This window comes from Pantoea anthophila, assembly GCF_006494375.1.
GTDB classification, from domain to species: Bacteria; Pseudomonadota; Gammaproteobacteria; order Enterobacterales; family Enterobacteriaceae; genus Pantoea; species Pantoea anthophila.
The window spans coordinates 23,437-35,677 of the sequence record NZ_VHIZ01000038.1 but is presented as its reverse complement, the minus strand read 5'-3'; the positions used below and the strand labels follow the sequence as shown (position 1 = coordinate 35,677).

Annotated in this window: 9 protein-coding genes; 2 read left to right on the top strand and 7 right to left on the bottom strand. The window is 60.7% G+C overall.

Annotated features, from left to right (window positions below; genetic code table 11):
* Nucleotides 1–52 precede the first annotated feature (52 nt).
* The 5 genes from FJW00_RS09190 to budA all read right to left on the bottom strand — a co-directional run bounded on the left by FJW00_RS09190 (nt 53) and on the right by budA (nt 6,626).
* Nucleotides 53–1,366 carry a CitMHS family transporter gene (locus tag FJW00_RS09190; protein ID WP_009093217.1) on the bottom strand — a complete coding sequence of 438 codons (1,314 nt, stop codon included), beginning with the start codon at nt 1,364–1,366 and terminating at the stop codon, nt 53–55.
* Between the two features lie 331 nt (nt 1,367–1,697).
* Complete coding sequence (locus tag FJW00_RS09185; RefSeq protein WP_140923754.1) at nt 1,698–3,149, bottom strand: flagellin N-terminal helical domain-containing protein; 1,452 nt, start codon at nt 3,147–3,149, stop codon at nt 1,698–1,700.
* 203 nt (nt 3,150–3,352) lie between these two features.
* On the bottom strand, nt 3,353–4,126 hold the full coding sequence (locus tag FJW00_RS09180) for a (S)-acetoin forming diacetyl reductase (protein WP_058957546.1): 774 nt from the start codon (nt 4,124–4,126) through the stop codon (nt 3,353–3,355).
* 23 nt (nt 4,127–4,149) lie between these two features.
* Nucleotides 4,150–5,829: an acetolactate synthase AlsS gene (alsS, locus tag FJW00_RS09175; protein WP_009093213.1), complete on the bottom strand. Its 1,680-nt coding sequence runs from the start codon at nt 5,827–5,829 to the stop codon at nt 4,150–4,152.
* Between the two features lie 14 nt (nt 5,830–5,843).
* Nucleotides 5,844–6,626 (bottom strand): acetolactate decarboxylase, encoded by a 783-nt coding sequence (gene budA, locus FJW00_RS09170; RefSeq protein WP_009093211.1) that lies wholly within the window; start codon nt 6,624–6,626, stop codon nt 5,844–5,846.
* 104 nt (nt 6,627–6,730) lie between these two features.
* On the opposite strand from budA, the gene FJW00_RS09165 reads away from it, so the two are divergent.
* Both FJW00_RS09165 and FJW00_RS09160 read left to right on the top strand, forming a co-directional pair.
* Complete coding sequence (locus FJW00_RS09165) at nt 6,731–7,633, top strand: LysR family transcriptional regulator (protein WP_058957545.1); 903 nt, start codon at nt 6,731–6,733, stop codon at nt 7,631–7,633.
* A 71-nt stretch (nt 7,634–7,704) separates the two neighbouring features.
* A complete protein-coding gene (locus FJW00_RS09160) occupies nt 7,705–7,950 on the top strand; it encodes a hypothetical protein (protein WP_033736884.1) in 246 nt (81 codons plus the stop codon).
* A gap of 38 nt (nt 7,951–7,988) precedes the next feature.
* On the opposite strand, the gene FJW00_RS09155 is transcribed toward FJW00_RS09160, so the two are convergent.
* A complete protein-coding gene (locus FJW00_RS09155; RefSeq protein ID WP_140923752.1) occupies nt 7,989–11,033 on the bottom strand; it encodes an efflux RND transporter permease subunit in 3,045 nt (1,014 codons plus the stop codon).
* The gene (locus tag FJW00_RS09150) at nt 11,030–12,163 is read right to left on the bottom strand and encodes an efflux RND transporter periplasmic adaptor subunit (RefSeq protein WP_140923750.1); all 1,134 of its coding nucleotides are present in this window, start codon (nt 12,161–12,163) and stop codon (nt 11,030–11,032) included. The genes FJW00_RS09155 and FJW00_RS09150 overlap by 4 nt, the downstream gene beginning before the upstream one ends.
* Nucleotides 12,164–12,241 lie beyond the last annotated feature (78 nt).

Below are 12,241 nucleotides of genomic sequence, written 5' to 3'. Positions count from 1 at the left end.
CGGTGAAGCGGATAACCGGGCAAAATTGCCGGTTATCCGCCAGAAAGCAGAGTTAACGATGGAAGAACGGGAAAGCGCCGGTGAGCAGACCGCCCGCCATCAGCACCAGACTGACCAGAATTCCCCATTTAATCGCAAAGCGCTGGTGGTCGCCGATATCGACTTTTGCCAGACCCACCAGCAGATAGACCGATGGCACCAGCGGACTCAGCAGATGGAAAGGCTGACCGACGATAGAGGCGCGGGCGATCTCCTCTGCGGTAATACCGTAGCTGGCCGCCGTCTGTGCGATGACCGGCAGAATGCCGAAGTAAAAGGCATCATTCGACATAAAGAAGGTGAACGGCAGACTGACCAGCGCGGTGAAGACGGCCAGATAAGGTCCGAAGCTGTGCGGGATCACCGCCAGCAGGCTCTTCGCCATAGCATCCACCATGCCGGTGCCGGAGAGAATACCGGTGAAGATACCGGCGGCAAAAATCAGCGCGGTCACAGCCAGTACGTTACCGGCATGAGAGCTGATGCGCGCTTTCTGCTCCTCCAGGCTCGGATAGTTGAGCATCACGGCAATCGCAAACGCCAGCATAAACAGGATCTGAATCGGCATTAACCCGACCACCAGCAGCACCAGCAGCACGGTGGTCAGAATGAAGTTGGGCCAGAACATCTTAGGACGGCGGTTGGCGGCGCACTCATCGGCATCGCCCAGCCCCAGCTCGATGTTGTCGAGATGGTGATCTTTCAGCGTCATGACGCCTAAACGCTTGCGCTCACGCAGGCCAAACAGCATAGCCATCGCGACCAGGCTGACGCAGGCCAGCAGCATGGCGGGCAGCATCGGGATAAAGATGTCGAGGGCGTCAATGCGCAGGGCGGCGGCGGCGCGGGCGGTCGGGCCACCCCAGGGCGAGAGGTTCATGATGCCGCTGGCGAGGTTGACCAGACAGGTCATCATCAGCACGTTCATCCCCAGCCGGTGATAGAGGGGCAGGAAAGCCGCGATGGCGATCATGTAGGTGGTGGAGCTGTCACCATCCAGTGAAACCAGCAGCGTCAGCACGGCGGTGCCGACCAGCACTTTAAGCGGATCGCCGCGCACCAGCCGGAGAATAAAACGGACCAGCGGGTCAAACAGGCCGGCGTCGATCATCAGACCAAAATAGAGAATGGAGAAGGTCAGCATGACACCGGTGGGGGCCAGCTTTTTGACGCCATCCAGCATCATTTCGCCCAGTCCCGCATAAAAACCGCCAATCAGCGCAAAAATGGTTGGTATCAGGATCAGCGCAATTAAGGCTGACATGCGTTTGGTCATGATGAGATACATGAAGCAAACAACCATGGAAAAACCCAGTATCGTCAGCAAAATAACAGCCCTCACAATGGCGTAAAAGTAATGAAAAGGTGGCGTTCAGTCAGGAAAATTCAGGAAATTGCTTAGCGTGGTAACGATTAACCTGTTGTTTTAATTAACCCTGATCGGAAAGATGATATTAAATTGTTATCAGGTTTTAGCATTTCTTTAACAGGGAAGGGTGATCGGGATCATCTTTAAACGAATGTTAAACGAGATTGTGTGACTGAGATCAAACGATAGGGGGGCGTCAGAGGGAATTGCGGGCCAGACGGGGGCTGATGCAGCGGCGAAAAGCCATCAAGGGGAAGCGGCTGAGCGCGAGCGCTCAGCCTAATGGGCTTTAATTATTCAGCAACTGGATAATGGTCTCAGGCGTTTTGTTGGCCATTTTGCTGACGGCGGTCTGCCCCTGCTGAATAATCTGGCTGCGTGCCAGCTGGCTCGCTTCTTCCGCGTAGTCAGCATCCTGAATACGGCTGCGGGCGGTGGCGGTATCCACACCCTGCTGCGACAGCACATTCCGGTTCGACTCGTAGCGGTTAATCTTCGCGCCATAGAGCGACTGGTAGCTGCTGATCTTCTCCAGGGCTGAATCCAGCGCCTTCATGGTGACGGAGATGTCACCGCTGGTCAGCAGCGTGGTGTTATTCAGCTTCAGCGTTTTGGTGTCCGAGGGCGTGGCCGGAATCGAGTCCGACTGCACCGGCTGACCATAATCCGCACTGGTAATCACCTCCATCGGCTGACTCTTATGCGGCGGTATGGCGGGCATCCCTTTCGGCTCAGGCAGGATCCCCCAGGTCAGATTGCTGGTGAAAGAACCGTTGCCGACCACCACCACAATCAGATCTTCGCTGACGGTATCCAGCGTAATGCGCTCCAGCCGGTTGCCGGTAATGGTGCCGTTGTTGAAATCGCCGCTGGTGGCATCTTCATAGCGATCGCCGTCACCGCTGTAGGTGATGTTCATGCCGTTGTAGCTGCCGCTGTTACTGCCCGCCAGCGCCCAGCTCGATCCCCCCTCCAGTAAGGAGGAGCTGTCATAGGCCGCGTTGCTGTCAAAGCCGTTACTGCTGGTCAGCAGGCGCGATTTTGCGGTCGCCGCATCGGTTATCCCCTTGCTGGTCCAGGTGTAGTCGGGCGCGCTGCCTTCCAGCGGCGTGCCGACCAGATGCTTACCGTCGCGGGTAAACAGCTGAAGGTCATCATCCTGACCCAGCGAGTCGATGGTGATGGTAATCGACGTCGCGCCTGCCGGAATATAGGCCAGCGGGATCACCCCGGAGCTGAAGGAGTAATTCCTGCCCGAAACCGGAAATTTGGTGTTGATGGGATCAACGTTGCCCAGCTTCGCGGGCGGAAGATCGGGTTTATCGGTCGCCAGCGGGTAACGGCCAAAAATCTCAGTGTGATCGGCCACTTCATCAATGCCGGCCAGAATCTGCTGATACTGGGCGTTAACGCTCTGCCGATCCGCATCAGAGAGCGTGCCGTTCGCCGCCTGCACGGAGAGCGTGCGGGCCTGAATGAGCAGATTGGCGATGGTGTCCAGGCCGCCGCCTGCCGTCTGGGAGTAGCTGATCGCGTCATTGAGGCCGCGCGCAACAACCGCATCGGCATTCACATTGGCCGTCATGCGGTTGGCAATGGCCTGGCCCGCCGCGTCATCTTTAGCACTGTTAATCCGCATCCCTGATGAAAGTCGTTCAACCGTTCGTCCCAGAACAGAGTCAGTGCCGTACCGCGTTTTGTTCGCTATCGCGGCGGTGTCGTTATGGTTGATTGTTAACATGGTCGCTTCGAACAGGGAGAGGAGTCTTTGATTTATCGGCAGGGTGATAAGCAGCTTTAACCTCTGCAGTGACAAAAAACCAGCAGGGGCGCGGCCAGGCGGGCAACCTGCTGATGGTTAACCGCTTTTCAGATAAAAAATATTTAAGGGTGAAGCCGGGCAGGAAAAACAGCTGCTGCGCGCTGGCGCAGCAGGCAGGGGGATCAGTTAAAGACCATGCCGCCGTCGATCAGCAGGGACTGGCCGGTCATGTAGTCGGAGTCGGGGCTGGCAAGGTAGGCCACACAGGCCGCCACATCTTCCGGCTCAGAGAGACGTCCCAGCGTAATACGTCTGGCGAACGCTTCCGTGCCGTAACCGGCGGGTTTTCCGGCCGCTTCCGATATCTGCCGATCGATCGCTTCCCACATTGGCGTCCTGACGATGCCGGGACAGAAGGCGTTGACCGTAATGCCGGCCGCGGCCAGGTCGCGCGCGGCGGTTTGTGTCAGGCCCCGCACGGCAAATTTACTGGAGCTGTAGACAGCCAGCTCCGGGTTGCCGACGTGTCCGGCCTGAGAGCAGGCGTTGATAATTTTGCCGCCGTGCCCTTCAGCCGCAAAAGCCTTTATCGCCGCCTGCATACCCCAGATCACGCCTTTGACGTTGACGTTGTAAACCTTGTCGACCACCTCTTCGGTAATCTCCGCAATCGGCGTCGAGGGGGCAATACCGGCGTTGTTGACGATGACGTCGAAGCCCCCCAGCGCACGACGCGCCTCCTCAACTGCCGCCATCACCTGATCGCGCTGCGACACATCTACTTTCAGCGCGATCGCTTTACCGCCCTGCTGAGTAATCTTCTCCGCCACCTGACGGGCGGTGTCCTGATTAAAGTCCGCCACCGCGACCGCCAGTCCATCTTTCGCCAGACGCAGGGCAATCGCTTCACCAATGCCCTGGCCTGCGCCGGTTACAAATGCCACTCTGTTTTTCATCGTGATTTCCTTTTTGCATGAAATTAAAGAAGCTGGCTCAGATGCAGCTGGCCCATCAGCAGCGGGTTATCGGCGTAATCCACCGGGACAGCCACTACCGCAGGTCCCTGAACATCCATCGCTTTACGCAGCGTCGGCTCCAGTTCTGCCGCGCTGGTCACCGCAAAGCCTGCTGCGCCAAACGCTTCGGCATAGGCTTTGAAATCGACCGGGCCAAAGTTAACGCCCGAGACGCGGTGATATTTTTTCTCTTCCTGCATCGCCACCATGTTGTAGGCGTTGTCGACCCAGACGATGTGCAGAATGTTGGCTTTCAGCCGGACGGCGGTCTCCAGCTCCATGCTGGACTGCAGGAAGCCACCATCGCCCGAGACCGAAACGACTTTGCGCTGCGGGTCGACCAGCCAGGCCCCGATTGCCCACGGCAGGGCGACGCCCATGGTCTGCTGACCGTTGGAGATCATGATCTGGCGGGCGCGGAAGCTGTAGAGATAGCGGGCGATCCAGATGTGGAAGCTGCCCATGTCCACCGTGAGGCTGACGTCGCTGTTAATGATGTCCTGCATGGCACGCACGATGCGCAGCGGATGCAGGGCAAACTGATTGAGGCTGGCACCCTGCATCGCCAGCAGTTTCCGCTGCTGCTGACGGTCATCGAGGATGGTGGCGGCTTCCGGCGTCAGCTGCAGCGGCGCGGTGATGCGCGCCGCCAGTTTACGCAGCGTGGCGGCGATATCGCCCACCAGCTCGGCGTCCGGCAGGTAGCGGTTGTCGGTCTCTGCGGGGATCACGTCGATGTGAATCAGCGTGGCGTTGCCGCTGTTCCACATGGCCGGTTCATACTCCACCGGGCTGTAACCGATGGTGATGATCAGATCAGCCTGTTGCAGCAGCCGATCGCCCGCCTGGTTGTTAAATAATCCGACGCGTCCGGCAAAGCGTGAAAAGTGCTCCTGGCGGATGGCACCGGCGGCCTGATAGGTACTGGTGACCGGGATGTGACTGCGGCTCAGCAGATCGTGGATCGCCTCGCTGTTCTCGGGCTGACTCGCCATCAGTCCCAGCAGGATGACCGGATTTTTAGCCCCGGCGATGGCCTGGCTCACGGCATCGATCATCGCGTCCGGTGCTGCGCCCAGGACGGGACGCGCTTTGCTGCTCAGTGCTTTGCCGGTAACAGGCTGGTCGACAATATCCTGCGGCAGGCTGACAAACGCGCCGCCGCCCCGGCCATGTTCGGCGTGACGAAACGCATTCGACAGGCACTCGGAGAGCGCGGAGGGATCGGTGACCTCAACTGCATATTTGGTGATCGGGCGGAACATCGAGACGGTATCCATGCTCTGGTGCACCTGTTTGGCGCTGTCGGAGCGTTTTACCTGGCCGCCGAGGGCGACCACCGGGTCCCCTTCGCTGGTGGCGGTAGCCATGCCGGTGATCAGGTTAGAACAGCCCGGTCCGGAGGTGACCAGCGCCACTCCCGCATTGCCGGTAAGGCGGCCTACGGCTGCTGCCATGAACGCCGCGTTCGCCTCGTGGCGAACCGGAATCGTCTGGATGGAGGAGTCCAGCAGGGAGTCAAAAACCTTATCAATCTTGGCGCCGGGAATACCAAAGACGTGGCGGACGCCCTGCGCCTCAAGCTGCGCGACCACCAGGTCAGCGCCACAGGTCCAGAGCGTGGTATCGGTTGGAGTTTTCATCGTCATTCCTCTGATTAGCTTTCGACCGCACGGATGGCAGCGTCAAGATTGGCGGGGTTCAGGTCGGCATTGAGAAAGTCACTGTCCTGCGGCAAGTCCACGACCAGTTTGCTGATGGCACCGAAGGTCAGGGTTCCCTGTTCCAGCGCATAATCCAGAATGTGTCCACCGCCTTCGCGATCGTCGGTAATAAAATGTTCGTGATAGCCCGCGACGTTAATCCCCTGCATGTACTGGGGTGTGCGGAAGCCGATCAGTTCCCCCGCACGCTGGCGGAACGCAAAGGTCGGCTGATCGCCCAGCACTTCCGGCATGGAGCGATAGGGGCGACACTGGCACGGCACGGTGCGGGTCTCGACCCGGCTGAAACGGCCACTGATCCGCAGCGCGCAGAACTGGTTGTCGGAGGTGATTTCGCTGTCGATCACCTGATGGATGGCCTCACGCGACATCGGCCGGTCAAACTCAAACAGATATTGCGGTTTGAAAAAGGTCATGACAGCAAACGGGGTTTTCTGCGCCGGATCGGCCGGATGGGCGCTGCCATCGGCGTGCAGCTGGTAAACCTGACTGTCAAAGGCGATCAGCTCGCCATCCAGCCGGTTAAAGGTGCCCAGGCCAAAATCGCCTTTGCGCAGAAGATCGGCAATCCGCGTGTTCCCGTCGTAAACGCCGCTCAGTAGCGCACTCATTAAAGAGGTCTGATAGATAACACTTTCTGGTGCATCCTGGGAAAGCGTTAAGACAGTTCGTTTTAGTTGATCCTCACAGGAACAATCAGTTACACAATTGCTCATTTGATGCCTCGTAAGTTAACCGTTAAGCCGTGTTAACCTAAGGGTGAACCGATTCAGTCGTAAGATCCAATAGCGAAACCTGTTAACTTTGAGACGTTTTTGATATGGAACTGCGCCACCTGCGTTATTTTGTTGCCGTTGCCGAGACGCTTCACTTCACCCGCGCCGCCGAAATGCTGGGGATATCGCAGCCGCCGCTGAGTCAGCAGATATTGCGGCTGGAGCAGGAGATTGGCACACCCCTGCTGAAGCGGCTGACGCGCGGGGTGGAACTCACCGAGGCCGGCGAGGCTTTTCTGGCGGATGCCGTGCAGATTGTGCAACTTGCCGACCAGGCGCTGGAGAATGCGCGCGGGATCGCCCGTGGGATCAGCGGCCAGCTGTCACTGGGATTTGCCAGCTCGGTTGCCTTTAATCCTCATATCTTTACCCTGATCCGCCGCTTTACCGGGCGTTATCCGGCGATGGAGCTGCTGACGCGCGAAGAGAACATGTCCCTGCTGATGCAGGATTTGCAGGAGGGATTGCTGGACGCCGCCTTTATCCGGCTGCCGTGCGAAAGCAGCAAGGCGTTTAATCTGCGCGTCATCTCCACCGAAAAGATGCTGATTGCGCTGCCGCGCTGCCACCCTCTCAGCGGCACACCCGTTCTGCCCTTATCGGCCCTGGCCAGTGAAACCCTGGTGATTTTCCCGCGCGATGTTTCGCCCAGCCTGTATGAGCTGATTGTCACCGCCTGTCTGCGGGCGGGGTTTTCGCGCCACACCTTCCAGCAGGCGCCGCAGATCACCACGTCACTCGGTATGGTGGCGGCAGGGTGCGGGATTGCGCTGGTGCCGGAGTCGATGCGCTGCGTTGATAACCCGGACGTCAGCTTCAGCGATATCGAAAACAACACGCTGTTCACCGACGTGGCGTTTGCCTGGCGGCGGCATCACCCCTCGAAAGCGGTGCTGCACCTGCTGTCGCTGCTGGCGGAACAGTCGGCTTCAGGCGAAGCGGGTTGATAAGCGCCAGCTATTGAACTGAAAACAATAACCAGCTGGCGAGCGGTGGGCGGGATATTAATAATCGGGGCATGACTACATACCGCGTAAGAGTCGGGTTTCACAACCCGTCAGCCCTGACATTCAGGCAACTGGATGAAATTCTGGAGCCGCAGCGATTCTGGAGAACAGATTCGGCGGGTGGCCAGTTCCGCTATTTCATGGAGTATGAGTACCAGTCTGACGTGCGCGACCTCTGTTCGGTCTGTTCGCTGGCCTATACCCAGGCCTGTAAAGTCAGAAAGTGCCCGCTGATTCTGGTGGAGGTGATGAACTGAGCATGTCAGGCGATCCCGCGCGATCGCCTGACACCGTTTCAGCGCGACCGGCGCTGCATTAACAGGCTTAACGCGGCGGGCAGCACGGTGAGCGTCACCAGCGTTCCGCTGACCAGCCCCCCGATAATCGCCAGCGCCATCGGTCCCCAGAAAACCTGATGGGCGATGGGGATCATACCGAGGATCGCGGCGCAGGCGGTCAGCAGAATAGGCCGCGCGCGGTGATGCGCTGCCTGGCGGATGGCCTCACCGGCGGCCAGCCCGACGCGGGCATTGGCATCCACTTCACTGATCATGATCACCGCATTGCGGATGATGATACCTGCCAGTGCAATAATCCCCAGCAGCGCCACAAAGCCCAGCGGGGTGCCGGTCGGCAGCATGGCGGAAACGATGCCGGGCAGGCCGAAGGGGGCCATGCTCAGCGCAAGCAGCATGCCGGAAAAGCGTTGCAGCTGAATCATCAGCAGGACCAGCATGGCGCAGAGCGTCATCGGCAGCAGGGCAAAGACCGAACTGTTGCCCTTGTCCGACTCCGCTACCGTGCCCGCTTCCTCAATCGTGTACCCGGCGGGCAGGGAAGCACGCAGGGCGGCGATAGCCGGTGTCAGCTGTTGGGAGACCGCTTCCGCCCGCTGGCCGGGGGCGATATCCGTCTGCACCGTGATGTAGGGCAGCCGCTGACGCCGCCAGATCACCGGGTCATCCACGCCCCACTTCAGGGTCGCCACCTGGCGCAGCGGGATCTTCTGACCGCTGGCATTGGTGATCATCAAACCCGCCAGCGTCGCCGTATCCTGCCGCTCGGCGTCATTGCCGCGTAACACCACATCAATCAGCCGGTTGCGGTCGCGCAGTGTCGTCACCACGCTGCCGGACATCAGCGTATTCAGGGCACGGGCTATCGTCCCGGAGGAGAGTCCGGCCGCGCGGGCTTCGGTCTGATTGACGGCCAGCGTCATGACACGCTCCGGTTCTCCGGCGGTCAGATTGACCTCGCGGGTCAGCGGTGAGCGGGCAATCAGCGCCGCCAGCCGGGATGCCGCCAGCCGGACATGACCATAATCCGGTCCGGTAAGGCGGTATTTCAGTGGCCAGCCAACCGGCGGTCCCAGCTCCAGCGGCGAGACCCGTGTGGTGATATCACTGAAGTTCTCACCGAGTCTGCTCTCCAGCCTGCGCTGCAACCGGTCGCGCACCGACAGGTTTCTGGCGACCACCACCAGCTGCGCGATGTTTTCATTCTCCAGCAGCACATCCATCGGCAGATAGAAACGGATGGCGCCCGACCCTGCGTAGCTGCTGAAGCTGGCGACATCGCGGTCATGGCGCAGCACCTCTTCCAGCTGTGCGGTCCGGCGCGTGGTTTCAGCCTGCGTCGCACTGGCGGGAAGCGTGAGGCTGACCAGCAGTTCGGGGCGGTCGGACGCCGGGAAAAATTCACCCTGCATAAACGTGGTGGCGTACAGGCTGACCAGCAGCACCCCCAGCGCCGCGCTGACCGTCACGCCCCGATGACGCAGAATCACTTCCAGCAGCCAGTGATAGCCGCGCATCAGCACGCCCGGTCGCGGGTCGGCATGATTCAGTTTTGCCGACAGCAGCCAGCAGCCGGTAAGCGGAGAGAAGATCACCGCGACGACCCACGAGCAGAGCAGCGCCAGCGCGATGACCACAAACAGCGAGTAGCAGTACTCGCCGGCGCTGGAGGCGGCGAACCCGACCGGAATGAAGCCGGCGATCATGACCAGCGTGCCGGTCAGCATCGGAAAGGCGGTGGTTTTAAACGCCCAGGTAGCGGCCTGCCACTTACTGTCACCCGCTTCCAGCCGGGCCACCATCGCCTCGACGGTGATCATGGCGTCATCCACCAGCAGCCCCAGTGCGATAATCAGCGCACCCAGCGAGATGCGTTGCAGCCCGATACCGGCCAGCAACATACCGGTAAAGGTCATCGCCAGCACCAGCGGGATCGCCGCCGCCACCACCAGTCCGGCGCGCAGCCCCAGCGAGATAAACGACACGGCTAACACAATCACCACGGCTTCGCCCAGGATTCGCACAAAACCGCTGACCGCCGTTTTTACCACCGCAGACTGATCGGCAACGCGGGTCATGGTGATGCCGTGCGGTAACTGACCAGCCAGCGTCTGCATGCGATGATTCAGCTGCTGACCAAAGTCGAGCAGGTTGCCGCTGGCGGCCATGGAGACGGCCAGCCCGATAGCGGGCACGCCATTGACCCGGAACGTCGGGGCGGGCGGTTCGGCGGGTTGCAGGCTGATCGTCGCGAGATCGGTCAGCGGGATAAAGCGATCGCCGATATGCAGCGTCATCGCCTGCAGGCTGTCGACGGAGGTCAGGGTGCCGCTGACCCGCAGCGCAATATTCTCGCGGTCGGTGCGCAGGCTGCCCGCCGGAACGACCTCGTTCTGCGCGTTGATGGCGTCGCTGACCTGCTGCAAATCGAGACCCATGCCATTGAGCTTTTGCGGAGAAAAGGCGATAACCACCTGTTGCTCCTGCACACCCAGCAGCCGGGTTTTGCCGATGTCGGGCAGGGTCGCCAGAGCGCGCCGCAGGTTATCGACGCGGTCGCGCAGCTCACGGGCGGTAAAGCCCTCAGCCGTGAAGCCATAAATCGTGCCGAAGGTGTCATCAAACTCGTCGTTCACCGCCGGACCCTGCACGCCCTGCGGCAGAGAGGTGCTCACATCCTGCATCTTTTTGCGCAGCTGATACCAGATGCCCGCGACCTGAGACGGCGGCGTATCGTCACGCAGGTTGACATAGATGACCGTCTGCCCGGCGCGGGTTTCACTCTCCACCGTATCGAGAGAGGGGAGTTCCTGCACCTTCTGCTCCAGCACGTCTGTCACCAGCTGCACCATGGTGTTAACGTCGGCGCCCGGCCATTGGGCAGAGACCACCGCGGTTTTGATGGTAAACGCCGGATCTTCATTGCGTGACAGATGTTCATAGCTCATCACGCCCGCGGCCATCACCAGCAGCATAAAAAAGACAACCAGCTGCTGATGCGCCAGCGCCCAGCCAGAGAGGTTAAAGCCAGCCGGTTTTTTCATGGTTCCTCCTGCGCAGGCAACACTTTTTCGCCGGGCTGCAGGGTGGCGACGCCGGCGGTAACGATGCGCTCGCCCGGCTGAATACCGGATGCGACGAAGATCTGCTGAGCGTCAAAGCGGGCCAGCACCACCGGGCGAAGCTGCAGACGGGAAGCCGCATCCACAACCAGCAGCGCCGGCTGGTCGGCTAAGCGCGTCAGGGCGCTGGCGGGCAGGGCGATGACCGGCGGTTGCGAGTCGGGCAGGGTAACCATAACGGTGGCACCGGGCGCCATCGCCTCGGGCGGCTGATTCAGCGTGACACGCAGCCGCCAGGTGCGGGTCTGCGGGTCAGCCTGCGGACTGATGTCACGGACCGTGCCGCTGGCCTCAGTGCCGGGGGCAGCAAGCAGCGTCACCCTCAGCGGTGTGCGATCAGCGATCTGCAGCCGCTCGGTGGTGGTCAGATCAAACACCGCATCGCGAGCATCCCCCGCGGCCAGCGTCATTACGCTTTGTCCGGCGCTGACCACCTGACCCGGCTGAACCGTGATAGCGGTGATCCGGCCCGCAGCAGGGGCCGTCAGCCGGGTCCAGCTGAGGCTATCCTGAGCATTTTTCAGCGCCGCTTCGCTACTGAGGCGGCGGGACTGCGCGCTCTGCCAGTCCGCCTGGGCACTGTCCAGCTGGCTGCGGGCGATAGCACCGCCGGGCATCAGCAACCGCATCCGATGCAGATTCAGCGCGGCGACCCGCTCCGCAGCCCGGGCGCTGTCGAGATCGGCCCGGGCGCTGCTCAGCTGGTTACGCGTCTGATCGTTTTCCAGCGCCGCCAGCGGTTGCCCGGCACTGACCCGATCGCCCAGTTCAGCCGTGCGGCTGACGACCCGCCCGTCGAGCCGGAAGGCCAGGGTGACTTCGTCATGCGCCCGGATTTCACCGGTCAGCCGCAGAGAGGCCGCACCGCCGGGCGGCGGCGCGGTCACGGTTTTTACCGGGCGGGGCGGAGCTGGCGGCGGGGCCGCACTGTTATCGCGGCAGCCGGTCATGATCAGCACCCCGGACAGCACAAAGACGAACGGCACCACGAGGTGAACAGAGAAGAGGTGACGCCAGATCTGGCGGGCAGCATCAGATAAGAAGTCTGTCATAGCCGGGTTCCTGTAATGAGTTGTGCTCATTGAACCCGGCCCATGTCCAGAAACGTTCCATGAACCATCAAGAAATGG